At 64.3% G+C, this 25711-nt stretch carries 21 protein-coding genes, 1 tRNA gene and 1 rRNA gene; 9 read left to right on the plus strand and 14 right to left on the minus strand.

What is annotated here, in order from left to right; genetic code table 11:
• Positions 1 to 8: 8 nt before the first annotated feature.
• A 16S ribosomal RNA gene (locus DNA98_RS14790) occupies positions 9 to 1501 on the minus strand.
• Between the two features lie 247 nt (positions 1502 to 1748).
• Here DNA98_RS14790 and rsmI point away from each other — a divergent pair.
• The 3 genes from rsmI to msrA are packed head-to-tail and all read left to right on the plus strand — an operon-like array spanning position 1749 to position 4218.
• Positions 1749 to 2600, plus strand: coding sequence for a 16S rRNA (cytidine(1402)-2'-O)-methyltransferase (gene rsmI, locus DNA98_RS14795; RefSeq protein ID WP_110532091.1), 852 nt, complete (start codon positions 1749 to 1751; stop codon positions 2598 to 2600).
• Positions 2601 to 2638: 38 nt separating this feature from the next.
• Positions 2639 to 3607, plus strand: a complete 969-nt coding sequence (gene pfkA, locus DNA98_RS14800) for a 6-phosphofructokinase (RefSeq protein WP_110532093.1) — start codon at positions 2639 to 2641, stop codon at positions 3605 to 3607.
• Between the two features lie 56 nt (positions 3608 to 3663).
• Complete coding sequence (gene msrA / locus DNA98_RS14805; protein ID WP_110532095.1) at positions 3664 to 4218, plus strand: peptide-methionine (S)-S-oxide reductase MsrA; 555 nt, start codon at positions 3664 to 3666, stop codon at positions 4216 to 4218.
• Positions 4219 to 4264: 46 nt separating this feature from the next.
• On the opposite strand, the gene DNA98_RS14810 is transcribed toward msrA, so the two are convergent.
• The 3 genes from DNA98_RS14810 to pheS form a co-directional block, all read right to left on the minus strand.
• A complete protein-coding gene (locus DNA98_RS14810; protein ID WP_110532097.1) occupies positions 4265 to 4747 on the minus strand; it encodes a hypothetical protein in 483 nt (160 codons plus the stop codon).
• A gap of 59 nt (positions 4748 to 4806) precedes the next feature.
• Positions 4807 to 7155, minus strand: a complete 2349-nt coding sequence (gene pheT / locus DNA98_RS14815; protein WP_110532099.1) for a phenylalanine--tRNA ligase subunit beta — start codon at positions 7153 to 7155, stop codon at positions 4807 to 4809.
• A 221-nt stretch (positions 7156 to 7376) separates the two neighbouring features.
• Positions 7377 to 8441 carry a phenylalanine--tRNA ligase subunit alpha gene (gene pheS, locus DNA98_RS14820; protein WP_110532101.1) on the minus strand — a complete coding sequence of 355 codons (1065 nt, stop codon included), beginning with the start codon at positions 8439 to 8441 and terminating at the stop codon, positions 7377 to 7379.
• Positions 8442 to 9042: 601 nt separating this feature from the next.
• On the opposite strand from pheS, the gene DNA98_RS14825 reads away from it, so the two are divergent.
• Positions 9043 to 10155, plus strand: coding sequence for a tetratricopeptide repeat protein (locus DNA98_RS14825; RefSeq protein WP_129865674.1), 1113 nt, complete (start codon positions 9043 to 9045; stop codon positions 10153 to 10155).
• A 56-nt stretch (positions 10156 to 10211) separates the two neighbouring features.
• On the opposite strand, the gene DNA98_RS14830 is transcribed toward DNA98_RS14825, so the two are convergent.
• Positions 10212 to 12836 carry a replicative DNA helicase gene (locus DNA98_RS14830; protein ID WP_110532104.1) on the minus strand — a complete coding sequence of 875 codons (2625 nt, stop codon included), beginning with the start codon at positions 12834 to 12836 and terminating at the stop codon, positions 10212 to 10214.
• 270 nt (positions 12837 to 13106) lie between these two features.
• Between DNA98_RS14830 and DNA98_RS14835 the strand changes: the two genes are divergently transcribed.
• A tRNA-Asn gene (locus tag DNA98_RS14835) sits at positions 13107 to 13182 on the plus strand.
• Between the two features lie 109 nt (positions 13183 to 13291).
• Here the strand turns inward: DNA98_RS14835 and DNA98_RS14840 are convergent.
• Together DNA98_RS14840 and DNA98_RS14845 are read right to left on the minus strand one after the other, a co-directional pair.
• Entirely contained in the window at positions 13292 to 13786 is a 495-nt protein-coding gene (locus DNA98_RS14840; protein ID WP_110532106.1) for a CarD family transcriptional regulator, read from the minus strand.
• The gene (locus DNA98_RS14845) at positions 13783 to 14340 is read right to left on the minus strand and encodes a TetR/AcrR family transcriptional regulator (protein ID WP_110532108.1); all 558 of its coding nucleotides are present in this window, start codon (positions 14338 to 14340) and stop codon (positions 13783 to 13785) included. The genes DNA98_RS14840 and DNA98_RS14845 overlap by 4 nt, the downstream gene beginning before the upstream one ends.
• Before the next feature lie 275 nt (positions 14341 to 14615).
• Between DNA98_RS14845 and DNA98_RS14850 the strand changes: the two genes are divergently transcribed.
• The 3 genes from DNA98_RS14850 to DNA98_RS14860 are packed head-to-tail and all read left to right on the plus strand — an operon-like array spanning position 14616 to position 17192.
• Positions 14616 to 15122: a metal-binding protein gene (locus DNA98_RS14850; protein ID WP_110532110.1), complete on the plus strand. Its 507-nt coding sequence runs from the start codon at positions 14616 to 14618 to the stop codon at positions 15120 to 15122.
• A 26-nt stretch (positions 15123 to 15148) separates the two neighbouring features.
• A complete protein-coding gene (locus DNA98_RS14855) occupies positions 15149 to 16024 on the plus strand; it encodes a P1 family peptidase (RefSeq protein ID WP_110532112.1) in 876 nt (291 codons plus the stop codon).
• A 4-nt stretch (positions 16025 to 16028) separates the two neighbouring features.
• Entirely contained in the window at positions 16029 to 17192 is a 1164-nt protein-coding gene (locus tag DNA98_RS14860) for an MFS transporter (RefSeq protein WP_233493237.1), read from the plus strand.
• A gap of 18 nt (positions 17193 to 17210) precedes the next feature.
• Here DNA98_RS14860 and tsaE read toward each other — a convergent pair whose 3' ends face one another.
• The 7 genes from tsaE to DNA98_RS14895 form a co-directional block, all read right to left on the minus strand.
• The gene (gene tsaE, locus DNA98_RS14865; protein WP_110532114.1) at positions 17211 to 17639 is read right to left on the minus strand and encodes a tRNA (adenosine(37)-N6)-threonylcarbamoyltransferase complex ATPase subunit type 1 TsaE; all 429 of its coding nucleotides are present in this window, start codon (positions 17637 to 17639) and stop codon (positions 17211 to 17213) included.
• Positions 17640 to 17734: 95 nt separating this feature from the next.
• Positions 17735 to 19375, minus strand: coding sequence for a chaperonin GroEL (groL, locus tag DNA98_RS14870; protein WP_110532116.1), 1641 nt, complete (start codon positions 19373 to 19375; stop codon positions 17735 to 17737).
• 54 nt (positions 19376 to 19429) lie between these two features.
• Entirely contained in the window at positions 19430 to 19726 is a 297-nt protein-coding gene (groES, locus tag DNA98_RS14875) for a co-chaperone GroES (protein WP_110532117.1), read from the minus strand.
• Positions 19727 to 19826: 100 nt separating this feature from the next.
• Positions 19827 to 20648 carry an RNA methyltransferase gene (locus DNA98_RS14880; protein WP_110532119.1) on the minus strand — a complete coding sequence of 274 codons (822 nt, stop codon included), beginning with the start codon at positions 20646 to 20648 and terminating at the stop codon, positions 19827 to 19829.
• 3 nt (positions 20649 to 20651) lie between these two features.
• Positions 20652 to 21488, minus strand: coding sequence for a Fumble domain-containing protein (locus tag DNA98_RS14885; protein ID WP_110532121.1), 837 nt, complete (start codon positions 21486 to 21488; stop codon positions 20652 to 20654).
• Between the two features lie 6 nt (positions 21489 to 21494).
• A complete protein-coding gene (locus DNA98_RS14890) occupies positions 21495 to 21899 on the minus strand; it encodes a hypothetical protein (protein ID WP_110532123.1) in 405 nt (134 codons plus the stop codon).
• A 78-nt stretch (positions 21900 to 21977) separates the two neighbouring features.
• The gene (locus tag DNA98_RS14895; protein ID WP_110532125.1) at positions 21978 to 24296 is read right to left on the minus strand and encodes a GNAT family N-acetyltransferase; all 2319 of its coding nucleotides are present in this window, start codon (positions 24294 to 24296) and stop codon (positions 21978 to 21980) included.
• 63 nt (positions 24297 to 24359) lie between these two features.
• Between DNA98_RS14895 and DNA98_RS14900 the strand changes: the two genes are divergently transcribed.
• A complete protein-coding gene (locus DNA98_RS14900) occupies positions 24360 to 25697 on the plus strand; it encodes a glucose-6-phosphate isomerase (protein ID WP_110532127.1) in 1338 nt (445 codons plus the stop codon).
• The last annotated feature ends 14 nt before the right edge of the window (positions 25698 to 25711 follow it).

Raw genomic sequence — 25711 nt, forward strand, 5'->3', positions numbered from 1 at the left:
CTCCTTAGAAAGGAGGTGATCCAGGCGCACCTTCCGGTACACCTACCTTGTTACGACTTCGCCCCAGTCATGAGCCCCACCCTCGGCGCCTGCCTGTGGCTACCGGCGACTTCAGGTGAAACCCACTCCCATGGCGTGACGGGCGGTGTGTACAAGGCCCGGGAACGTATTCACCGCGGCATGGCTGATCCGCGATTACTAGCGATTCCAGCTTCATGGGGTCGAGTTGCAGACCCCAATCCGAACTGAGCCCGGATTTAGGCGATTCGCTCCATCTTGCGATGTGGCAGCGCTTTGTGCCGGGCATTGTAGCACGTGTGTCGCCCAGGCCGTAAGGGCCATGCGGACTAGACGTCATCCCCGCCTTCCTCCCGCTTTCGCGGGCAGTCTCCCTAGAGAGCTCGGCTTACCCGTTAGCAACTAAGGACAAGGGTTGCGCTCGTTGCGGGACTTAACCCAACATCTCACGACACGAGCTGACGACAGCCATGCAGCACCTGTCACTAGGTTCCCTTGCGGGCACCCCCGACTTTCATCAGGGTTCCTAGGATGTCAAGGCCTGGTAAGGTTCTTCGCGTTCCTTCGAATTAAACCACATGCTCCACCGCTTGTGCGGGCCCCCGTCAATTCCTTTGAGTTTCAGTCTTGCGACCGTACTTCCCAGGCGGAGTGCTTAACGCGTTAGCTTCGGCACCCAGCGAAAGCCGGACACCCAGCACTCATCGTTTAGGGCGTGGACTACCCGGGTATCTAATCCGGTTTGCTCCCCACGCTTTCGCGCCTCAGCGTCACGAACTGTCCAGGCAGCTGCCTTCGCTATTGGCGTTCCTTCCGGTATCTGCGCATTTCACCGCTACTCCGGAAATTCCGCTGCCCCCTCCAGCCGTCGAGCTTTCCAGTATCCAAGGCACATCCAGGGTTGAGCCCTGGTCTTTAGCCCCGGACTTAGAAAACCGCCTACACGCCCTTTACGCCCAGTAAATCCGGGTAACGCTCGCACCCTCCGTATTACCGCGGCTGCTGGCACGGAGTTAGCCGGTGCTATTAGCAGGGTACCGTCATGATCGTCCCCTGTTCAGAGGTTTACACCCCGAAGGGCTTCATCCCTCAAGCGGCGTCGCTCGTTCAGGCTTTCGCCCATTGACGAAGATTCCTAACTGCTGCCTCCCGTAGGAGTGGAGCCCGTGTCTCAGTGCTCCTGTGGCTGGTCGTCCTCTCAGACCAGCTACGCGTCGTCGCCTTGGTAGGCCATTACCCCACCAACTAGCTGATGCGCCGCGGGCTCATCCCAAAGCGATAAATCTTTAGAGACTTCACAGGAGAAGCCTCACCATCCGGGATTAGCTAAGGTTTCCCCTAGTTGTCCCAGACTTTGGGGTAGATCACCCACGTGTTACTCACCCGTCCGCCACTAGCCTGACCGAAATCAGGCCCGTTCGACTTGCATGTCTTAGGCACGCCGCCAGCGTTCACCCTGAGCCAGGATCAAACTCTCCGATAGTGGCTCACAGGATTACCTGTGTAGTTCAAAGGTAAGGGTTTTGTGGCTTGCTGATCTTCCTTTTCAAGGTTCGCCCGCTCTCGGTTTCCCTCAAGCAGCACGAAGTAGTGTAGCAACCCCCCTACCCATTGTCAAGCCTCTTGACTCCTCCAGAGGAATTGGCTGCTGCACGCGAGATTTTTGAGGGCGGGCGAGGAGCCGTAGGCTTCGGCTGGCCCGGGGGCCTCGAGCCCGTAAGATAGGGCTTATGCGGCTGGTGCTGGTACCTACCCCCATCGGCAACCTCGAGGACATCACCCTGCGGGCCCTACGAGTGCTCAGGGAGGCCGAGGTCGTGGCTTGCGAGGATACCCGCCGCACCGGGGTGCTGCTCCAGCACTACGGCCTCCACAAAAAGATGGTGCGGCTTGACCAGCACACCATAGGCCGGGCCAAGGATTTGCTCGGGGGATACGGCTACGTGGCCTACGCTACCGACGCTGGGACCCCCGGTATCTCCGACCCCGGAGCGGAACTGGTGGCCTTGGCGTTGCGAGAGGGCTGGCAGGTGGAGGTCTTGCCCGGCCCCACGGCGCTCATCCCAGCCCTGGTGGCTTCGGGGATGCCTACCGCCCGCTTCGCCTTTGAGGGGTTCTTGCCGCAAAGATCCTCTGAGCGCAAAGCCCGGCTCGAGCAGATAGCCCGAGGTCGCACCGTGGTACTTTATGAAGCCCCCCATCGCCTGCGGAAGACCTTGGACGACCTGATCGAGCTGTATGGCCCTGAGCATCCAGTGGCCTTGGTGCGTGAACTCTCCAAGCTACACGAGGAGGTATGGAGGGGAAGCCTCGAGGCGGCGCAGGAGCACTTCCAAGAGCCTAGGGGGGAGTTCGTGATCGTGCTGGCGCCGAAGGTGCATGACCCTAAACACGAGACGCAGAATGCGGAGGAGTTGCTCGAGCGCCTCAAGCACCAAGGGTTGCGCGGTAAGGCGTTGGTTAGGGCGCTAGTCGAAGCTGGGGTTCCGCGCAATCAAGCGTATACTTTGGCTCATGGTGAGTCGGTCCTCCGGCGAGGATTCCTGACCTCAGCGGAGGACGATGAAAAGGCGCAGCCGTAGAGGTAGCGGTGCTGGGCTGCGCGAGCGGGAGGGTTGGGATGAAGCGAATCGGAGTGTTCACTAGCGGGGGAGATGCCCCCGGTATGAATGCAGCTATTCGGGCGGTGGTGCGTATGGGGGCCGCATATGGGCTCGAGGTGATCGGGATTCGCCGGGGCTATGCGGGGATGATCGAGGGGGATTTTGTCCCGCTTGGGCCCCGCGATGTAGCCAACACCCTGCAACGCGGTGGGACCATCCTACTCACCGCCCGCAGCGCGGAGTTCAAGACCCCTGAGGGTCGGGCCAAAGCGGCGGAGAACCTCCGTAAGGCCGGGATCGACGGTCTGGTCTGCATCGGGGGGGATGGCAGCTACCGGGGGGCCCTCAAGCTCCTCGAGGAACACCACATCCCAGTAGTGGGGGCTCCCGGCACCATTGACAACGACCTCTACGGTACCGACTTTACCATCGGCTTCGATACGGCAGTGAACACCGCCCTCGAGGCCATCGACCGCATCCGCGACACTGCGGCCAGCCACGAGCGGGTTTTTTTCATCGAGGTGATGGGGCGGCACGCCGGGTTCATCGCCCTCGAGGTAGGCATCGCGGGGGGTGCGGAGGTCATCGTCCTCCCTGAGGATCCCATTCCGGCCTCGGCTTGCGCGGAAGTCATCAGCCAATCCAGCGCTAAGGGCAAGCGCTCCTCGATCGTGGTGGTGGCCGAAGGCGGGTATGAGGGGGGAGCAGAGGCCTTGGCCCGAGACGTAAAAGCCTGTTCGGGTATCGAGGCGCGGGTCACGGTACTGGGCCACATCCAACGGGGCGGTAGCCCTACCGCCATAGACCGGGTGCTGGCGAGCCGCCTGGGGGCGGGGTGTGTGGATGCCCTCCTGAGCGGGGCCAGTGGGGTGGCGGTGGGCGAGGTGGACGGCGAGATCCGCCTTACCCCCTTTAGGGAAGCGGTAGAAAGACGCAAGGATATCCACCGCAAGAAATACGAGCTGGCGAAGGTCTTGGCCCTCTAGCCAGGCCGGTCGGCTGGCTCACCTTGCCGGGCGCAGATCGCTGGCAGAATGGCCGCATGGGCCAGCCTCTTGAGGTTGCTACGTTGGGCGGTGGGTGCTTTTGGTGCTTGGAAGCCGTCTATGACGAGCTTCGGGGCGTGGTCGATGTGGTTTCGGGCTACTCGGGTGGGCACGTGGAGAATCCCACCTACGAGGAGGTCTGCGGCAAAAGGACCGGGCACGCCGAGGTGGTACAGATAACCTTCGACCCCCAAGTGGTCTCGTATCGTGAACTACTAGAGGTTTTTTTCACCATTCACGACCCCACCACCCTGAACCGCCAGGGCAACGACGTGGGGCCGCAGTACCGCTCGGTGATCTTCTACCACTCCCCCGAGCAGAAAGACATCGCTTTTCAGGTAATTCGCGGGCTCGAGCAGGCCAAGGTCTGGGATGACCCCATCGTGACCGAGGTAGTGCCCTTCGAGAAGTTCTATCCCGCCGAGGACTACCACCAGGAGTATTTTAAGAAGAACCCCCACCAGCCCTATTGCTCCTTTGTGGTAGCCCCCAAGGTCGCCAAGTTCCGCAAGCGCTTTTTCGACAAGCTCAAGCGGAGTACGACCCCCTAATCAAGCCAGAGGGGCCGGCAGGGCAGCGCCCCTTGGTGGGCTCACCTCAGCGCAGGTGAGGCAGCAGGATCTTGCGCATCAACGGCTGGCTGTTGACCCAATTGAAGAGGGGATTGGCAAAAGGGCTCTCGATGACACCCCGCTGGATGGTCAGGGGTAGCTGGGCGGAGGGGTAGCGCAAGGTTCCTGAGGAGGCTACGAACTCAGCGGGGAAGCTCACCCAGATCGCCAAGGCCAGCAACGCACCCCACAGCAGCCCCCCGGCGCTCCCGGCGATGCCCTCTAATAGCGGGTTGAGCCGGGGTAAGGAGAGGCCACCGGTCAAGTAGGCCCCGCCAAACCCCACCAAAAGGGCGATCACGAGCGGTATGGCTAGCGGAAGAGCGCCCACCGGCATCACTAAAGCAACCAGGGTATACCCCAAAATGGCGACCAGCACCGCGATGGTGAAGGGCAGCCCCTGCCGCGCGCCCACGGCGATGGCCAGGGCCAACGTGAGCAGGGAGAGCAGGTCGAGCCAGGTTAGCATGCCTGGAAAACAGTATACGGAGGCGCCTCAGCAAGGGCGGAGGCAGATGAACATCGGCGTCACCTGCGGATCGCGTACCCCGCTGCCTCGACGGCCCGGATCACGTTCTGCATGTAGCCGTCGGTCTCGGCGTCGGTGAGGGTGCGCTCCGGGTGGCGGAAGCTGAGGTGGAAGGCCAGGCTCTTCTGGCCGGGCTCGAGCGGGCTGCCCCGGTACACGTCGAAGACCTGCAGGGCCTCGAGGTACTCGCCGGCGCTCTCGCGCAGGATGCGCTCGACCTCGCCGTAGGGCACCGCCTCGGGCACCACCACCGCCAGGTCACGCAGGGAAGCCGGGTACTTGGCCACGTCCTTGAAGGCTGTCTTGGCCTTGGGGAGGGGCAGCTCGAGCTCGACCAGATAGGTCGTAGGCAGCTCGGCCTGGGCCGCGATGGCCGGGTGCAACTGCCCGATGGAGCCCACCTTCCGCCCGTTCCAGTACACCGCGCCCGAGACGCCCGGGTGCAGGTGGGCAAAGCCCTCCTGCTCGACCCGTAGCGTGGCCCCCAGGTGCGCGGCGGTGCTCTCCAACAGCCCCTTGAGCGCGTAGAAGCTGCCCGCGAGCCCCGGCTGCCACAACCCCGGCACCGCCTCGCCCGAGAGCAGCATCCCCAGCCGGGCGGTCTCGGTCTGGTTGAATACGTTACCGATCTCGAAGAGCAGGAAGGGGCCTTCCTCGCCCTGGGCGAGGTTGAGCTCGAGGTTGCGCAGCAGGCCCGGATAGATGGCGGTGCGCAAATGGGTTCGGTCTGAAGCCTGGGGGTTGGCCAGGGCCACGGTGGGCGCGGGGGCTCGGTACTTGGCCAGCTCTTCCGGACTGCTCCAGGAGTAGTTGACCACTTCCTGAAAGCCCAGGCCTACCAGCACGCGCTTGAGTTGCTCCTTGGCCTCATAAGGCTCGTCCACGCCCAGGTTGTCGGGGGCGGGGAAGAAGGCGGGAAGGGTGACGGGAATCTTGTCGTAGCCGATGATCCGGGCCACTTCCTCGACCAGGTCCTCCGCGATCTCGATGTCCATGCGGTAGCTGGGAGGCGTGACCTGGTAGGGCTCCGCCTCGCCTACCACCTGGAAGCCCAGGCGCTTGAGGGCAGCCAACTGTTCGTCCTCGGCGAAGCTCGCGCCGATCAGTTGGTTGGCCTGACTGGGACGGAAGGCGATGGGCCTGGGGGGCTGGGTGTGGTTGAGGTCGAGGTGTTCCTCGGCCACCAGAGCTCCCTCGCCTTGCCACTGCTGTACCAGCTCCATGAAGCGCAGGGCGGAGCGCACCTGTCCGTCGGGGTCCACCCCGCGCTCGAAGCGGTAGCTGGCTTCGGTCTTGAGCCCCTGGCGCTTGGCGGTGCGCCGGATGGAGACCGGGTCGAAGTGGGCGACCTCGAGCGCGACCTCGGTGGTGTCCTCGCGCACCTCGCTGCGCGCCCCGCCCATCACGCCCGCGATGCCCTCGGGGAGGCTCTGACCCCCCTGCTCGACGGTGATGAGCAGGTCGCGCTCGTCGAACTCGCGCTCCACCCCGTCGAGCGTGACCAGCTTTTCGCCTCTCCGGGCCCGCCGCACCCGGATGCCCTCGCCGATGAAGCGGGCGTCGTAGGCGTGAAGGGGATTGCCCAGCTCGAGCATGGTGTAGTTGGTCGCGTCCACCACCAGGCTGATGGGGCGCATCCCGGCGGCATACAGGCGGCGCTGGACGACGAGGGGGGAGGGGGTGTTCCGAATCCCTTGGGCGTACCAGAGCGTGAAGCGGTCGCAGCCTGTAGGATCGTCGATCCAGACCCGGAAGGGGAGAGGGATGGAAGCGGTTTTGGGTCTGGGGTCGGGGTGGATCAGCGTCATGCCCAGCGCAGCCAGGTCGCGGGCCGTGCCATAAACCGAGAGCATGTCGGCGCGGTTGGGGGTGATCTCGAGCTCGATCACCCAATCCTCGGACCAGGCCTCGGCCAGGGACGTGCCGGGGGGCAGCGCGCCGGCGGGGAGTTCCATCAGCCCGGCGGCATACTCGCCCACCGCCAGTTCCTTGGCCGAAAGGGCCATGCCGTAAGACTCGCGGCCCTGGATCTTCCTCACCGCAATCTCGAGGCCTCCCGGCAATACCGCTCCCGGCAGGGCCAGCGCCACCCCCATCCCCGCCCTGGCGTTGGGCGCGCCCGAGATCACCTGCACCTCTCGCCCCGCGTCGAGGATGAGCTTTCTCACCTCGAGGCCGGGAATCTCCTCCACCGAGAGCACCCTGGCGAACACCACCCTACGGTGAGGAGCGCTTAGGCGCTCGATGGCCTCGGTCTCGTGCCCCAGCCCGGCGAGCAATTCCTCCAGCCGCTCGGGTTTGGGTGCGTCGGGCAAGAACTCTTTGAGCCAGCTATAGACGATTCGCATTTGCAACCTCCGGTTGCGCTGAACGCCCGGCGCAAAACGCGACTTGCGTCGTACGTCGTACGCTAAACGCTGAGGACGATCCCCTATCGGGACGAGCAAAGCTCGTACACCTAGGGGACGATCCCCTGTCGGGACGGGCTACGCCTATACACCCGACGGGTCGGCCCCCTTCGTTCGGCGTACGACGTAGGACGTAGGACATGCGATCAGCACAAATCAAGTTACTGGTTTCTGAACTGCCTTAAGAACGAAAGCCGGTTTTGCTGATAGAAGTAGCGGATGTCCGGGATGCCGTAGCGCAGCAGGGCCAGCCGCTCGATGCCGAAGCCGAAGGCCCAGCCCCGCATGCCCTCGTAGGCGCGGGGCAGGCCCATCTTCTGGCGGTAGTCGTCCACGGCCTTGAAGACGTTGGGGTGCACCATGCCGGCTCCGCCGAGCTCGAGCCACTTCTCCCGTTCGGCCCACCACATGGCGAACTGGGCTCCCGGTTCGACGAAGGGGAAAAAGGTGGGCTGGAAGCGAACTTTGGCCTCGGGGCCGAAGAGCCCTCTGGCCAGTTCGGTGATGGCTCCCTTGAGGTCGGCCATGGTGATGGTGGGCCCCACCACCAAGCCCTCGAGCTGGAAGAACATGGCCTCGTGGGAAGCGTCGGTCTGCTCATAGCGGAACACCCGCCCCGGCACCACGATCTTGAAGGGCGGGTTGTGCTGGATCATGTAGCGCACCTGCATGGGCGAGGTGTGGGTGCGCAGCAGCGCCCCTCCTAAGTCGTTGACGCTCTCGCCGAAGGGCCCTTGGATGGTGAAGTGCTCGGGCTTCTCCAGCCAGAAGGTGTCCTGCATGTCCCGCGCGGGGTGCCACTCGGGCATGTTGACCCCGTCGAAGTTGAAGAACTCGCTCTCGACCTCGGGACCCTCGACCACGCTGTGACCCATGCGGCGAAAGATATCCAGCAGTTCCTGCAGGATCTGGCTGGTAAGGTGCAGCCCGCCGGTGGGGAAAGCATAGCCGGGCAGGGAAACGTCGAGGGCCTCTTTCTCGAGCTGCTCCTGCAAGGCCCTCTCGCGCAAAACGGCTTCGCGGGCCTCTATGGCCGCCTCCAGCCGCCCCTTGGCCTCGTTGAGTTGCCGTCCCCGTTCCTTGCGCTCCTCGGGGGTGAGGCTACCCAGCGTCTTCATCTGCTGGGTCAGCAGGCCGTTCTTGCCCAGGTACTGCACCTTGAGGCTATGCAGGGCCTCGAGGCTTGCTGCGGCAGTGATCTCGCTCAATGCTCGGTCTAGGTCCATTATTCCTCCGTTACGTGCGGGGTCCCGATCGCCGGGTTTAGACTATCAAGTAAGCCGCCTCCTACGCTCTTCGCAAAAGCTACGGGCGGCACAGGGCCGCCCGCGAGAGCCAAAGGGCACTCCCGCAGGCTACCTAAAAAACCACCTCCCGCGCATATTGGCCATAGTTTACCGGCGAGCCCCCTAAAGCTCAAGCCATACGCGAAAGGCGGTGGATCATCTAACCTCTAGGGCTCCAGCGGGCGCGTTTGCAGCCGGCGTTACGCGCAAGCGTAAACCCTTCATTTCGCACTCCCTGGGCCGATTGGACCTGGGTCACGGGGTGGGGATTTTGCCGTATGGCTCCGAGGGTGGGCAAACGTCACCGGCGTGAAACGTGGAAGGTGCTATGGTCAAGCTACCCTAAGCAGGCGTTTCGGAACCTCTCATCTTTATGCAAACAGCTTTTTATCGGAACCAAGGGCCTTAGGGTAGGGCGAGCGGGGGGCGAGCACCCCCCGCTTCCGTCCTTTTTAGCCCTAGCCTTCAGCTTGGACTCAGCCCGGCTTCCTAAGCTTACCCCTGAGAACTGCCGCGCGCCGTGGCGCGCCAGGAGGTGAAGATGCGTTCAGCTTTGCTTGTTATCGCGCTGTCGTTTGGGTTGGCTGTTGCGCAACAGGCTGCACCAAGCCCCTCGGCTCAGCAGCTTCTCCAGGAGGCCCAGGCCTTGGCCCAGCAGGCTAGGGCGAGCGGGGTGGCACCCTCGGTGGACGCCACCCCCTGGAAGCAGGCTATCCAGCGGGCTGAGGCCGCCGCCCAGGCCGACCCTCAGTCGGCGGAGGCTTGGAAGCTGTTGGGAATGCTCTACCACGACGTCAAGTTTTGGGCTCGAGCCCACGACCGTTTCAACCAGTACCTCCGCCTCACAGGCGGGCAAGCTGAGCCTGAAGTGGCTAAGGCCATTGGGGATACCGACCTCAACCTCGGCTACGAGGCTTATAACCGGGGCGATATCGCCCAAGCGCTGGAGTACTTCCAGGCGGCTGCCGACTTTTTGCCGGGCGATCCTCAGCCCTACGAGTGGATTGGCCGCATCTACCTCGAGCAGGGTAATGCTACCCAGGCCCGCCAAGCTTACCAGCGGGCCAACCAGATCCGGCCCACCCCTACCAACACTTACTTCCTGGCCCGTTCCCAGGACGTAGCCACCTATGGCCGGGCCGCGGTGCGGGCTTTTACTACGGGTTATAACGCCTACCAGACCGGGGATAAAGCGACTGCCCTGAGCCAGTTCCAGGCGGCCGTCCAAGCTGCTCCCAACTGGCTCGAGGCCAAGCGCTGGTTGGCCCGGACCCAGCTCGAGACCAACCAGGCACAAGCGGCTTTGGCCACTTGGCAGCAGATCGTGGCCTCGCCCCAGGCTACCGCTTCGGACAAGTACTTCCTGCGGGTCGCCCAGCTCTCAGCCCAATACGGGGCCGATGCAGCCCGCGCCTACTTCGAGGGCGTGCAGGCTTACCAAGCCGGCGACCGCCTACAGGCCCTAGCTCGTTTTCAGGCCGCCACCCAGGCCAACCCCCAGTTTGCCGACGCCTGGTACTGGTTGGGCCGCACTGCCTACGAAGGGAAGAACTATGCTCTGGCGGTTCAGGCTTACCGCCAGGTGGTAGCCCTTCAGCCCGACAACGCAGAGGCTAAATACTGGCTCGGGCAAGCGCAAAAAGCGGCCCGCTAGATCCCATGGGGCCGAACCCCACCCGAAGTGTTCCGCTTCGGGTGGGGGCAATCACATTACACCTCGTCTTTGGCTAGGTCGTTGAAGCGCACGTGCTGGGCGTGGAACTGGAGTTCGGCCACGCCGGTGGGACCGTTGCGTTGTTTGCCCACGATGATCTCGGCAATCCCAGCCTTCTCGGAGTGGGGGTTGTAGTAGTCGTCGCGGTAGATGAACATCACCAAGTCGGCGTCTTGCTCGATAGAGTTGTGTACGACGATGTTGTTGGCGACGAAGTTGTGCGGGCCGGGGACCGTGAGGTCGAAGACCTCTTCCTCCCCGGCCGCCTCGACGGACACCACTTTGTCCCAGTAGATGTCACTGCTGGCAATGCGCTCGAGCGCTTGCGACCCCGGGGCCTTCGCCATCCGCAGGGCGCGCTCGCGGCTCGGGTTTTGCTTGAAGAGGGTCGTGCCTGAGTAGGCCGTGCCCAGGGCCCGGTGTAATTCCCGGTGGGAAAGGCCCGAGACCGCCAGGTCGGCCCGCGTGGGGTGCAGCCACAGCTCGAGCGGGATCACGTCCCGGTTGGTGTTTTCCGGGCGGGCCTCTAGGTAAGCCTCGACCTGCGATAAGGCCTGGCGCTTGTAGCTGCCCACAGCCCCGACCTCGCGCGCGAAGCGCAACAGGCTGGAGCGGCCGCTGACGATGACGTGGAACTGGTCGCGCCCCCTGCCCTTCTGCGGCAGGCGCTTGAGCCGGGAGTTGATCCCCAGGTGCAGCAGCAGGGTTTGCACGTCCAGAGCTAACCGCTCGCTGCTGCTGGCGTAGTAGATGGCGGGGTAGGGGGACTTGCCCTGCCGCAGGAGGACGCAGCCGTCTGTGGACCACAGGTGCCGCAGAAAGCGGGCGATCGCGGGAGCAGGCTGGGTGAACACCAACTCGGGGACTCGCTTCTCGTGAGAACGCAAGCCCCACACCCCTAACGCCTCGAGCCACTCTGCGACCGGGTTGCGCCTGCTCCGCCCCAGCCGCTGCGCCGCGCTCAGGTAGACCTGCAACCACCTCCGCTCGGGCTTGACCCTAGGGACGATGGCTTCGTTGAACACCGCTCGAGCCAAGTCGGCCACGGTTTGCGCCAGGTCGGGCTCGCGGGTGGTGTACTGCAGGGCATGGCGTGGCAGGGTGCAGCCATCACCGATCAGGTGCCCCAGCAGGGCTAGCTCCTCGTCGCGGAGGCGTTGCCCCTGGGAGGAGGCCAGTTTCCGCGGCAGAGCCAGGTAATCACCCACGGCGAGCTGGTCCAGCCGCTTCCAGCCCTGCGGGGTGAGGAACTGGTGGTTGGCCGTCGCGCGGACGCGGCGTCCGAGCCGGGTGGTGAGGGCGAACACCGGCTTTACGCCGGTGGAGAAGGCCCGGCTCACCCAGGCGGGCTTGAGCCTTTGGGTGGTCTCGTCGAGCGCGAGCACCTCGAAACCGCTCTTCCCAATGAGTTCACGGATGGGCTGCCTCGAGCCGTCGGCCAATTGCACCAGGGTGTCGCCGGTGAGGCAGCCCGACTCCCTCAGGTCGGAGAGCATGGGGCGTTTGTTGGGGCGGGCTTCCACCGCCCGCGAGAGCTGGGAGAGGGCGATTACCGGCACGTTGAGTTCGCGGGCCAGCCCCTTGAGGCCACGCGAAATCGCTGCGATTTCCTGTTGGCGGTTCTCTCCACCTCCGTTGCGGCTCGAGGTGGGGCCGGACATCAATTGCAGGTAGTCGATCACGATCAGCCCCAGCTTTTGCTGGCTCATCAAACGCCGCGCCCGGCTCCTTAGCTCCATCAGGGTCATGTCGGAGGTGTCGTCGATGAGGATGGGGGCCTCGGCGATACGCCCGGCTACGTCTACCAAGCGCGAGAAGTCCCGGTCGGTGAGCTGGCCCTGCCGCAGCCGGTTCATGTCGATACGCGCCTCCGAGCACATCATGCGGGTGACGAGCTGCACGGCGGGCATCTCCAGGGAGAAGATCGCTACCCCGATGTTCTCGCGCAGGGCCACGTTTTGCGCGATGGTTAGGGCGAAGGCAGTCTTACCCATGGAGGGCCTGGCAGCGATGATATTCAAGGATCCCGGCGTGAACCCCCCGATCATCAGGTCGAGCTCACGGAACCCGCTGCGTAGCCCGGTGGTAGCCCCTTGGTTTTCATAAAGCTGCTGGATGTGCTCGAAGGTCTCGTGCACCAGCTCGCGCATGCTTTGGAACTCGGTTTTGCTGCCCGCCAGGGCCACCTCGAGCACCCTTCGCCCGGCGCCATCCAGGATCTCCTCCAGGCTACCCGACTCCTCGTAGGCCATCTTCATGGCTTCCCCGGCGGCTTCGATCAGGCGGCGCAGGGTCCACTTCTCTGCCACGATGCGCGCGTAGTATTCGGCATAGGCTGCGGTGGGGGTATTCTCCGAGAGCCCTACCAGATACGAGAGGCCTCCGGCTACATCGAGCTCTCCCCGGGTGGCGAGTTCGTTGGAGAGCGTCACCAGATCTACCGGTTCGCCCCGCAGGCGAAGTTGCTCCATGCAGCTCCAGATCTTGCGGTGGCCCTCCTTGTAAAAAGACTCAGCGGTGAGGATGCCCTCGAGCCGGTCCAGCACCTCGCTGTCCAGCAACACCGAGCCCAGCACGCTGGCCTCGGCTTCAAGGTTGTGAGGAGGGATGCGACCTTCCATAGCTACTTTGGGTCTCCGTGATGGTCTAATCTAACAGGGGCTTGCTGGTTCCCTCTAGGCTCTCCGCCCCGGCGCAGTACATAAACTAAGCCAGGGCAGGCGCGAAACCAGAGCCAGGTGCAAGCCCCGCTGCGCCTCATGCGTAGCGCATCCAAGTCTAAGCCTGAAAGCCCTTGAGGGTGAAGCATTGCCTTTTTGCTCTTGCCAAGGTGGAGGGGCTTTGCTATATTAGCCCTTGCCCTGACGCCCTGAGGCGTGGGCCCAGAACATTCCGCGGTAGCTCAGTCGGTAGAGCGGTCGGCTGTTAACCGATTGGTCGCAGGTTCGAGTCCTGCCCGCGGAGCCAGGAAAGAAGCCCGAGGAAGTGTTCCTCGGGCTTTGCTCTTGGGGGCCACCGGGAGCCAGCTTGGCCGCTGGGGTGGCCAAAAGTAAAAGCCTCCGACTGGAGGCCTTGGCTAATTCAGCTCCTCCCCCCAGGCGTTTTCAAACATGGCGCGGGCTTCCTCCAGGCTCACCTCTAGGGCCTGGCAGACTTCCTCGGCTAGTAGGTGGATGGCGCGGCGAAAGGCCTGGCGGTCCAGGTCGGGCAGGCCCCGCTCGAGTTCCCAAGCCCGCAGTTGCCCAGCGAGGGTGGCGATGCGGTAGGGATCACCTTCGGCCAGGATCTCGCTGGTCTTACGGTGCCGGGCAGCCCATTGGCGCGGTAGTGAGAGACGCCCATTGCGCAGGAGATGGAGGATCTCCTTGATCTCTTCACGGCACAAAGCGGGCCGCATCCGTGCGCTCTGGGGGGACTCTACGGGCACATAGGCTTTCGAACGGGTATTGGGAAACTCCACTTGATAGTAGGCCCGTTGGTTGCCAGAGATCGTGCGCTGCATGATGCTCGCCACCACGCCAACCCCATAGGGTGGCAGAACCACCTTGTCGCCTGGACGGTACTCTTTCACTGGCCCACTCCTTTCATGAGCACCTCCATGAAGTGCTCGAGGTACGCCTGCCGGGGTAGCTCAAACTGCGGGTTGATGGCGTCCAACACCGCTGCGGTGAGGCTAGGGTCTAGATCGCGGCGAACTTCGCCGCGATCCTGACCGCTTCGTACCAGTACTTCCAGAAGCCTTAGATAGGTTTCGCGCAAGCCCTTCAGCCAGCCCGAGGGATCGCCCGGGTGAGCTTCCCTGGCTACCGAGGCCCACGAACCCCGCCACTGTGAGGCGAACTCGAGCCTGAGGGCCAGCACCTCCCGCAACCTTTCCGCGAAAGGGCGGTCTTGCACGACGACTTGCTCCACGTCGCGGTAAAAGGAAATCGCGTGGTGCTCTACCAGCGCTTTGAGCAGATCCCGTTTGTCCTGGAAGTATAAGTAAACAGTACCCTTGCCCACCTCGGCCTCGCGGGCAACTTCTTCCACCTTCAACCCTGAGAGACCACGCTGTTGTAAGACCTTGATGGTTGCCTCGAGGATCGCTTCTCGCTTATCGGCAACCTTGGCCTCCGGCGTCACGCGTTTGACTATATCATGAAGGAGCCCTCGCTGCGTGAGAACCCCAGCTTTTGCCCCCAAAAGTCACCCCAAAGCCCGGCAAGATGCCCTTTCTGTACGCTAAAGGGCTAGCCATTGTTGCACGGCAGAATTCGGCTACAGAGGGTATTTTCCGCTTGGGCTATGAAATGCATAGTGGGCTAGTTACGGAAAATCAAGGAGAAATCGGCCAAAAGACAAAATTTGGGGCAAGGATTATGTTTACGACAAACACCGCTCGGGGTAGACTAGAACGGATGCCGGCTGGACGGACGCACGAAGCTATCAACTTGGGAACCTTAGGGTTGCTTTCCGCGGGCTATGTGTATCAACAGAACCACCTCGGGGTGAGCGAGCCCGCAGCCTTTGGATTTGTTGTGGCTTATTTGATCGGGACTTTCTTGGTCACCCCAGACCTGGATTTGGCCGAGCAACGGGTAAGGGCCAAGGGAAACTGGGGAATCCTGGGCTGGCTGTGGGTCCCCTATGGGCTCATCTTTTCCCACCGGGGTTGGTCGCATACCTGGATCGTGGGGCCGCTAACCCGGTTGGCCTATATGGCGCTGATGGGGACGTTGCTGTGGTTTGGAGGGGAGGCGCTGCTTCATTACCTAGGGGTCCGGCTCGACCTACGGGGCCAGGTGCGGCTTCCGCCGGAGCCGGTGTGCTACAGCGCCGTGGTGGGGTATTTCGTCTCCCAGTGGATGCACTTGCTCGCGGATGGGATCTGGCCAGATGCCGGGCTGCGCCGGGCGCGGCGTTAGTTCGCCCGTTGCGGTAGGCTATGGCCATGAACCAGACCCTCACCGCGCTCGAGGGGTTCTGCGTGGGGCACTGGACCGATCCGGTGGGGCGGACCGGCTGCACGGTCATCCTGGGGCCGGCGGAGGGGTTTTTGGCCTCGGCTTCCTTCTTGGGGCCCTCTCCGGGCAACCGAGAGGGGATTCTGCTCTCGCCGGAAAAGCGGGTGGAGCGGGTCCACGCCCTGCTATTCACGGGGGGATCGGCCTTTGGGTTGGGGGCAGCGGAGGGAGTGGTGCGTTACCTCGAGGAGCGGGGCGTCGGCTACCCCACCCCCGCCGGGCGGGTTCCTATTGTCCCGGCGGCGGTGATCTTTGACCTGATGACCGGCGATCCCAAGGCCCGCCCTGGGCCGGAGCACGGGTACGCGGCGGCTCGGCTGGCCAGCCGTGATCCGGTGCCGAGGGGGCGGGTGGGGGCCGGGACCGGGGCCACGGTGGGAAAATACCTGGGCTACGAGTTGTCCAGCCCGGGCGGTTTGGGGAGTGCCCTGGTCGAGCAATCAGGGGTGCGGGTAGGAGCTTTGGCGGTGGTAAACCCGGCAGGGGACGTCTACGACCTCGAGGGGCGCTTACGGGCTGGGCCGGGGCGTTTTAGGGAGTACCGCCCGATGGACCTCTATGGGCAGAGTACCACTTTGGTGGCGGTGGGGCTCGAGGTCGCCCTCTCCAAGGCGGAGGCCCGGATGTTAGCCGAGGCGGCCCAGACCGGCCTGGCCCGGGTGATCCGCCCCTCGCACACCCCGGTGGACGGGGACTCGGTGTTCGTGCTCTCCACGACCTGCCGTCCGGCGGCTGACCCGATGCTCCTCACCGCTTTGGTGCAGGAGGCGGTGGCGCAGGCTATCGTGGATGCGGTAGCTTAGGCGAGTGAACGCCTCCCTCTCCCGTTCCCTCATGGCGGCCCGCCTCGCCGTCTACACCTATTTTTTTGTCTGCGGCTTGGTCTTTGCCGCCTGGGTGTCACGGATTCCCGCTATCAAAGACAAGCTGGCATTGGAGGATGGCGAGTTGGGGTTGGTGCTTTTCGGGGTGCCGGCGGGATTGATGGTGGCGATGCCCCTCACCGGCTGGGCCATCTCGAGGTTGGGGAGCCGCTGGGTAGTGACGGTTGCGGCGCTTTTGAACGGCCTAATCCTACCCTTGCTAGCCTTGGCCCCCAGCGGGGCTGTTCTTTTCCTGGCGCTTTTCTTTTTTGGCTTTACCCAGGCCGCTATGGACATCAGCATGAACGCTCAGGCCGTGGAGGTGGAAAAGCGCTATGCCAGGCCGATCATGTCCAGCTTCCATGCCCTTTTTAGCTTAGGGGGACTGGTAGGGGCGGCCCTGGGTGGGGCGGCGGCGGGGCTCGAGGTCGCTCCGCTGCCCTTTTTCGCCCTGGTGAGCCTGTTTGCCCTGGGGGTGATACTGGGGGGGTTCCGCTGGCTGATCCTCACCCCCAGCCAGCCAGCAGGGACACGTTTCGTCTGGCCTCGGGGGGTTCTGTTGGGTTTGGGGCTGATCCTCTTTTGTACCGGGCTGGGAGAGGGAGCGGTGGCCGACTGGAGTGCGGTGTTCATGAAACAAAGCCTAGGCGCCGGGGAGGCCTTGGCAGCTCTAGCCTTCTCGGCTTTCTCGGTAGCCATGGTGATCGGGCGGCTTGGCGGTGATGCCCTACACCACCGCTTTGGCCCGGTGCGGTTGGCCCGGGTAGGGGGTCTTTTAGCGGCGACGGGGCTGGGGTTGGCGGTGGGCTCGAGCAGGCCCTATCTGGCTTTGCTGGGCTTCGTGCTGGTGGGGTTTGGCTACTGCACCCTGTTTCCGCTGGTCTTTAGCGCGGCGGGCAAGGTGCCGGGGGTGCATCCGGGAATAGCCTTGGCCTCGGTGGCGACCTTGGGGTATGCCGGTTTTCTGGTAGGACCGCCGCTGATCGGCCTGATGGCCGAGGCCATCTCCTTGCCGGCTTCTTTGGGGATGGTCGCGGTATTGGCCCTCCTTATTGCGGCGTTGGCCGGACTGCTGCGGACAGCCCAGACTGGAGGCCAGGGGCGGTGAAGAATAAAGCCCCTTTCCTCATTCTCCCGTAAAGGGAAGAAGCGCATTCCCGTGGGCGATGAGTTCGACCGTGCGGGCCTCGCCCTGCGGGGCCAGGCGCACCTCGAGGCTATTGGGGAAGAGCTCGGGATTACCCCACTCGATGAGCACCAAGCGGGCTTCGGAGAGGTAGTCCTCCAACCCCAGGCCGAAGAGTTCCTCTTGGTTGGCTAGCCGATAGGCGTCAATGTGGAGGATAAGGCCCTGGGGGGAAGGGTACTCGTGGATGAGGGTGTAGGTGGGGCTGGTTACTTCCCCTGTGAACCCCAATGCCTCTGCGATGAATTTGACCAGCGTGGTTTTGCCTACCCCCATTGGCCCGGTGAGAAGCAGCAGCGATCCGCTAGGCAAGGCTTGGGCCAGTTTGTGAGCCAAGCGGCGGGTGGCTTCCAGGTTTGCCAGCAACACTCTCCTAGCTTATCTCGCTTCAGCAGACTAGGCGGGGTGCCGGCTTGGACGAAAAAATCCCCTTCCCAGTCGGGAAGGGGATCATCGCTCTGGGCTTAGAAGTCCATGTCTCCGCCCATACCGCCTCCGGCGGGAGTGGCGGGGGCCTTCTCCTTCTCGGGCTTCTCGGCCACCACGGCCTCGGTCATGAGGATCAGCGAGCCGATGGAGGCGGCGTTCTGCAAGGCGGTACGGGTGACCTTGGCGGGGTCTACGATGCCGAACTCCATCATGTCGCCGTACTCGCCGTTAGCGGCGTTGAAGCCGTAGTTCTTCTCCTTCTTGGAGAGGATCTGGTTCACCACCACGCTACCCTCGTAGCCAGCGTTCGCGGCGATCTGGCGGGCGGGTTCCTCCAGGGCGCGCAGCACGATCTTGGCGCCGGTGGCCTCATCGCCCTCGAGCTCCTTGACCAGGTTCTTCACCGCAGGCACGGCGCGCAAGAGGGCCACGCCACCGCCCGGTACGATGCCTTCTTCCACCGCAGCGCGGGCCGTGGAGAGGGCATCCTCGTAGCGGTGCTTCTTCTCCTTGAGCTCGGTCTCGGTAGCGGCGCCCACGCGGATGACCGCCACGCCACCGGCCAGCTTGGCCAGGCGCTCCTGCAGCTTCTCCTTGGCGTACTCCGAGTCGGAGGTCTCGAGCTCCTTCTTGATGCCGTTGATGCGGGCGTCGATGTCCTCCTTCTTGCCCTTGCCGCCCACCACGGTGGTCTCATCCTTGTTGATGCGCACCCGCTCGGCGCGGCCCAACATGGAGAGGGTGGCGTTCTCGAGCTTGAAGCCCAGCTCCTCGCTGATCACCGTCCCGCCGGTCACCGCGGCCAGGTCCTTGAGCATCTCCTTGCGGCGGTCGCCGAAGCCGGGGGCCTTCACCGCGGCCACGTTGAGGGTGCCGCGCAGCTTGTTGACCACCAGCGTGGCCAGGGCTTCGCCCTCCACATCCTCGGCGATGATCAAGAGGGGCTTGCCGGTCTGGGCCACCTGCTCGAGCACCGGCAGCAGCTCACGCACGTTGGAGATCTTCTTCTCGGTGATCAGGATGTACGGATCATCGAGGCTGGCCTCCATGGCGTCGGGGTTGTTGACGAAGTAGGGCGAGATGTAGCCCTTGTCGAACTGGTACCCCTCCACGAAGTTCAGCTCGGTCTCGAGGGTCTTGGACTCCTCGACGGTGATGATCCCCTCCTTGCCGACCTTGTCCATCGCGTCGGCGATGAGGTTACCGATCTCGGCGTCGTTGTTGGCCGAGACGCTGGCCACCTCGTAGATGGCCTTGCGGTCGTTGACCGGCACCGCCATCTTCTTCACTTCCTCTACCGCTACCGCTACCGCCTTCTCGATGCCGCGTTTGAGCTCGAGGGGGTTGGCCCCGGCGGCTACGTTGCGCAGGCCTTCGCGCACGATGGCCTGACCCAGCACGGTGGCGGTGGTGGTGCCGTCACCGGTGATGTCGTTGGTCTTGGTGGCGATCTCGATCAGGAGCTTGGCCCCGATGTTTTCCAGGTGGTCTTCCAGCTCCACTTCCTTGGCCACCGATACCCCGTCTTTGGTGATGGTGGGAGAGCCAAACTTCTTCTCCAGCACCACGTTGCGGCCCCGGGGGCCGAGGGTCACCTTCACCGCGTTGGCCACAGCGTTGGCCCCGCGCTCCAGGGCGCGACGGGCAGCTTCGTCAAACACCAGCATTTTAGCCATAATGTGCTCCTTTCAGTTGCGTCTTGCGTCGTTTAGGGCAACGTACAGTGCTTTTTACAGCACAGCCAGCAGGTCGCGCTCGGAGAGGATGATGTACTCCTCGCCGTCGATTTCGATCTCGGTACCGCCGTACTTGGCAAACACCACGGTGTCGCCCTCCTTGACCTCCAGGGGCAGCTTGGTGCCGTTATCCAGCACGCGGCCCGAGCCCACGGCGATGACCTTGCCCTTCTGGGGCTTTTCCTTGGCGGTGTCGGGGAGGACGATTCCCCCCTTGGTCTTGGCCTCTTCCTCGATGCGCTTGACCACCACGCGGTCGCCGAGGGGTTTGAGCATGGTTGCGGTTGCCATAACTTGTCCTCCTCTAAGGCTGATTGACAGTCGTGGGTTTAGAGTGTCAACCCAAGACCATAGTATTTTGTAGACCCCGCCAGATTGTCAAGGGTCTGGACTATAAAGTTGAGTGCATCTTAGTCAAGCCATCCCGCAGGAGCCGCTGCCTAAGCGCTTCATAAAGCAAGAGTGCCGCTGAAACCGAGACGTTGAGGCTATCGGCCTGGCCCCGCATGGGGATGCGCACCTTGGTCTGGGCGGCCTTGAGCCAGAGCGCGCTTAGCCCCTCGTGCTCTGGCCCTACGGCGATGGCCACGGGAGGGCGCAGGTCGGCCTCCCAGTACAGGGTGTGGGTGTGGGGGGTGGCGGCGACGAGGGGTAGGTTATGCTGCTGGATCCAGTCCAAGACCTCGGATTCGGAGGCGGCCAGCGTCCGGAGGGAGAAGACCACCCCGGTGCTGTTGTGGATCACCTGGGGGCTGTAGAGGTCCACCCCGCCCGCCACCAGCACCGCCTCCGCCCCGGCGGCGTCCGCCGAGCGCAGTAGGGCCCCCAAGTTGCCGGGCTTCTCCAGCCCCACCGCCACCAGGATGAGGGCGCTGGAGGAGGGTGGGTAGTCCTTCAAGGTCTGCCGGGGACTTCGCGCCGAGGCGATGATCCCCGCCGGGTTTTCCCGCGGGCTGAGTCTCTTCAGTACCGCCTCGGAGACCTCGAGCAGGGCTAACCCCTCCCGCCGCAGCGCGGCGTATACCCGCTGCTCCTCGGGGTTCAATCCCCCCTCCCAAACCAGGGCCTGCTCGAGTTCGATCCCCGCTTGCAAAGCCCGCTCGATCTCGCGGGCCCCTTCGATCAGGAAGCGCTGCTCGCTAGTGCGGTGTCTGCGCTCGAGGAGACGGGCGAGCGCCTTGATGCGAGGGTTGGCCGGACTGGTGATGCGCATAGCTCAGCCCCGGTCGGCGGTTACCAGCACCGCCCCCAGCGCAGTGGCCGCTCCTGCCTCCTGGGGGATGAGCGGTTTGGGTTCGACCTGGTAAAACTCCCACACGGCTAGGATCGCTTTGCGGATCGGCTCCAAATCGGGCAGGTGGCCTACTACCACCACCTCGCGCAGCCCGGCCGCCTTGGCCGCGCCCAGGGCCACCACCCCGATCACCTGACCGACCATCACCACCAGCCCGGCGGCGATGTCCTCGCGCTTGGGTGGGCCTGGGAGGCTTCCCACCTTGCCAAAGTTGACCGCGGTGGCCGAAGGGGGCAGGTGGCCGATCCCCCCACCGATGGCGTCTTGGAGGGTGGAGTCTACCCCGGCGGGATCTCCCCGCGCGGCCAGGTGGGCGATCTCCAGCGGATGGCTGGTCCCGATCAAGAGCTTGGCGAGCCCCAGCAGGGTTCCCCCGCCCACCGCGCTCCCGGTGAGGTGCTGGGTCTTCTTGCCCCAAGCGGCGATCATGGCGGTTCCGGTGCCCGCCGAGACCACCAGGGCTTCTTCTAGCCCCGCCAGGGCCAGCCCCCCGCGCCCCACCGCCTCGGCTTCCCCTGCTTTGTAGAGGGGAACCCCCTCGATCTCGTCGGGTAGGGTGCGGTGGAGCCCGCCGGTGGTGGCGATGGCCTCGAGCTCGCTGATCTCCTGCTTTCCCGCCGCCAGGGCTTTATGCACCAAGGCTTCGCTGGCCGGGCCAGCGTGGGGCAGGACCCAGTGCTGGAGCAATTTTCCTTTGTGCACCAGCACTACGTCGGTGTTGGTGAGGCCGAAGTCGATACCGATTCGCAGGCCAGCCATGCGGGACTAGCGGGGCAGGAGAGGGCGCAGGTACTCGAGCACTTCGGGGTAGTCGAAGGTGTAAACCGCCCCGTTGGGAAGGCTCATCTCCAAGGTGTCTTCCCCCGGATAGAGGAGCCGCCGCAGGACCAGCAACCCTTTGGGTTCGATCAGCTCGACTTCGGCTGCGGTGTATGAACCCTCCTCCGGGACATGGGCTCCTTGAGTCCAGGACTGGCCGCCCTCGATCTCCTCGGGTTCCTCGCCGTCCAGCTCGAACTCGTCGGGATCGATAATTTCTCCTTCTTCGAGCCGGGCGAAGGCCTCGGCCAGCGCGAGCGCCTCGATCAACAGCCGTTCCTCGCTTCCGTCGTCCAGGATCAGCTCGAGGGTCTCTTCGTCCTCGAGTATCTTCGCACTCAAGCCTTCCATCTCAGCCTCCTTTGGCCCCTGCGGAGCCCGACTCCCCGAGACTAAGCGGCCCCGGAGGAGTTTGCAATCGGTCGGGGGCTACCCCAGCACCACCTCGGCCTTCTCCAGGCGGTAACCGTTCTCTTTGGCTCCCAGCTTGAGGCGGATCTCGCCCACCTCGGGAAGTTCTTCCACCAACCGCGATACCCGCAACAACAGTTCTTGCAAGGCGCTGAGGTCGGCGTGCCCCTCGAGGGCGCGCAGCATCTCCCGGGCGTCCTTGTCGGTGAGCGGGGTGATGCGGGTGTCGAGGAGCTGGGGGCCTAGGGGCAGGTCCACCAGCTCGAGCGAAAGGACGGGTCCGAAAAGGGGGTCGCAGCGCACCGAGAGCTCGAGGTTTAGCCGTGCCGTAGGCGGGGCGTCAGCGGGGGAGGGTTGTGGTGCGGGAATGCCGAAAGCCTGGAGCAGGGATTGGGCCATTGCGGGGTTGAGCTTCCCCTTTCCGGCCTGGCGCACCAGCTCCCGGGCTAGCTCCTCCCTTGGGGCGAAATCCGGGATCTCGCCGGGCGGCTCCATGCGCCAGCGGGCGTACTGCACCGCCAGCGAGAGCGCCCGGGCTGCCGACTCCGGGAAGCGGTACACCGGGACTCGTTCGTTTCCGACGAATACCCGAGGCCGCCCCCCGGTCATGAAGCAAGCCAGCACGGTTTTGTTGAGACCGGCGGCCCGGGCCTCGGCCAGCGCCTGCCGCAACGCCTCGGCTACGGCCTCGGCGGAGGTGAAGCCCATGGGTACGAACAAGGCCATCGCACAGTCATAGGCCGGATCAGCCAGCACCTTGGCGGCGGTTTCGCGGTACTGAAGGGGGGTGGCCGCGCTCCCCAAGTCGAAGTGGGTGGCCTCGAGCCCGCTCGAGCGCAGCGCTTCCAGGGCTAGGCTGCCGGGGCCGCTGGCGTTGGAGACCAGGGCCACGCGGGGGCCGGCGGGTAAGGGTTGGAAGGTGAGCAGGGCGGCGGTATCGAAGACCTCCTCCAGGCTGTCGGCCCGGATCACCCCGGTCTGGCGGAAGAGGGCCTCCACCCGCGGATCGCGCCCGGGGCGCACCACCAGGATGGGTTTTTGCCGCCCCACCCGCCGCGCCAGCCGGGCGAAGCGGCGCGGGTTACCGAAGTTTTCGATGTATAGCAGGATGACCCCGGTCTCGGGGTCGTCTTCCCAAAACTGGATGAGGTCGTTTGAGCTCACGTCGGCTTTAGCCCCCAAGCTGACAAAGCTCGAGATGCCGAGGCCCATCTCGCGGGCGTACTCCAGCACCGCCAGCCCCAGGGCCCCGCTTTGCGAGGAGAGGGCTAGCCGGCCACGAGGGGGCATCTCGGCCAGCCCAGCAGCCAGGCGCACCTCGGGGTGGGTGTGTACCATCCCGAGCGAGCCTGGCCCTACCAGCCGCATCCCGTAGCGCTGACAAACCTCCCCCAGGCTTTGGATCTCCCTTTCGGAGAGCCCCACCGTGATCACGATCAGAGCCCGTACCCCGCGCTGGCCGCAGGCTTCGGCTGCGGAGATGACCTGGTCGGGCGGGACCGTGATCACCGCCAGGTCCACCGGCCCAGGTATGGCTTTCACCGAGGGGTAGGCCAGGATCGAACCCACCACCAGCACCTCCCCGGCTGCGTGGGAAGCGGCCGGGTTCACCGGGTAGACCGGTCCGTCGAAGCGGTTTCCCACCAGGTTCTCCAGCACCCGGTAGCCCACGCTTTGGGGGTCGCGGCTGGCCCCCACCACCGCCACGCCCCGGGGCCGGAAGAAGGGTTGCAGCGAGGCTATCGTGGCGATGCGCTCGCGCAGCTCAAAGCGCTCGACCATGGTGGCGTTGGGCTCGATTTCAAACTCCACCTCCACCTCGCCGGATTCGCTCTCGGTTTTGACGTTGAACCCCGAGGAGCGGAAGACCTCGAGCATCTGGCGGTTTTCCGCCAGGGTAAACGCGTGAAAGCGGCGAATTCCCCTCCGCGCTGCGATCAGCGCCAGGCGCTCCAAAAGCAGGGTTCCTAGACCCTTGCCCTGGAACCAATCGTCCACCAAAAAAGCCACCTCCGCCGAGTCCGCGCCGGGGCCTTCTTGTACATACTCCCCGGTGGCGATCACCCGAGGGGGCTCTCCCGTCAGCACCAGCAGCGCGACCTTGTCCTCACCGGGGGTCTGTTTGAGCAGGAGGTCGGCCCCGGTCTCGGGACTTACCTCGGAGAAGAAGCGGAAGCTGCGGGCTTGGGGGGATAGGCGCGAGAGCAGCTCGACCAGCAGGGGCCGGTCGGCGGGGGTAGCGGGCCGTAGCAGGGCGGTACGCCCGTCCTTGAGCAGGATGGGGCCCTGCTCGAGGCCGTATTGCGGCAGTGGAGCGGGATAGTAGCGCTCAGGCATGATAAGCCTATTGTGCACGGCGGAAACCCCAAAGGGCCATGGGTCACCTGGTAGCATAAAGCCATGCTGAGACTCGAGCTACATAACCTCCACCCAAGGCGGGTGGGAGAGTACGGCTTTGACCTGGCGGCGGCGTTGGAGGCGCACGCCGTCCAGCTCGAGGCTGCCCGCGACGCCCTCTGGGGCCGCAAGGACGACCCTGCCGAGTTTTTGGGTTGGATCGAGGTGCCCGAAGACACCCAGACCCTGCGCGAGGTGCTGCGCTACCGCGAGGCCAACCCTTGGGTGGAGGATTTGGTGGTGTTGGGCATCGGTGGCTCGGCGCTGGGAGCGCAGGCCGTGAACGCGGCCTTGGGCAAGGGGCCGGTGCGCCTGCACTTCGTGGACAACGTCGAGCCCGAGCCCATCCTCGAGCTGCTGCGCTCGCTCGAGCCGCGCAAGACGCTGGTCAACGTCATCAGCAAGTCGGGCTCCACCGCCGAGACCATGGCCGCCTTTCTGGCCTTCCGCAAGTGGCTCGAGGACGCCCTGGGCAGCGGCTGGAAGGAGCACGTGGTCGTCACCACCGACCCGGCTAAGGGTATCCTGCGCCCCTACGCCAAGAGCGAGGGGCTCACCGCCTTCGACGTCCCTCCGGCGGTGGGCGGGCGCTTCAGCGTGACCTGCCCGGTGGGTACGCTACCGCTGGCCTTCGCGGGGGTGGACCTGGAAAACCTGCTGGCCGGGGCCCGTAAGGCCAACCATACCGCCCGTGACGCCCTGGAGCAAAACCTCCCCGCCCAGACCGCGCTCGTCCAGTACCTGGCTGCCGCCAAGGGGCTGAATATCACCGTGTTCATGCCCTACTCGACCCGGCTGCGCTTTTTGCCGGACTGGTTCGTCCAGCTCCACGACGAGTCGTTGGGCAAGATGCTAGACCGGCAGGGCCGGGCAGTCCGCAGCGGCACCACTGCCGTGCGGGCCATCGGTACCACCGATCAGCACGCCCAAGTGCAGCTTTTCCGTGAAGGACCGCACGATAAGCTGATTACCTTGGTGCGCCTCGAGCACCCCAGCGAAGACCTGGAGATCCCCGCCGTGGCCGGGCTCGAGGGCCTCGACTACCTATTTGGGAAGAAGTTCTTCGACCTCCTCACCGCCGAGGCCAAGGCCACCGCCCATGCCCTCGCTAAAGCCGGGCAACCGAATTACACCATCCTCTTAGAAAAGCTCGATGCTTACCACCTGGGCTGGCTCCTGCAACACCTGATGTGGCAGACCGCCTTCCTGGGCGAACTCTGGAACATCAACGCCTTCGACCAGCCGGGGGTGGAGCTGGGCAAGGAGTACACCTACGCCTTGATGGGCCGCAAGGGGTACGAGCAGTTGGCCGAGGAGTTGAAGGCGGAAGAGGTCGAGTAAAATAACCCAGGTTG

Origin of the sequence: Meiothermus sp. Pnk-1 (assembly GCF_003226535.1) — a bacterium.
Lineage (GTDB): Bacteria > Deinococcota > Deinococci > Deinococcales > Thermaceae > Allomeiothermus.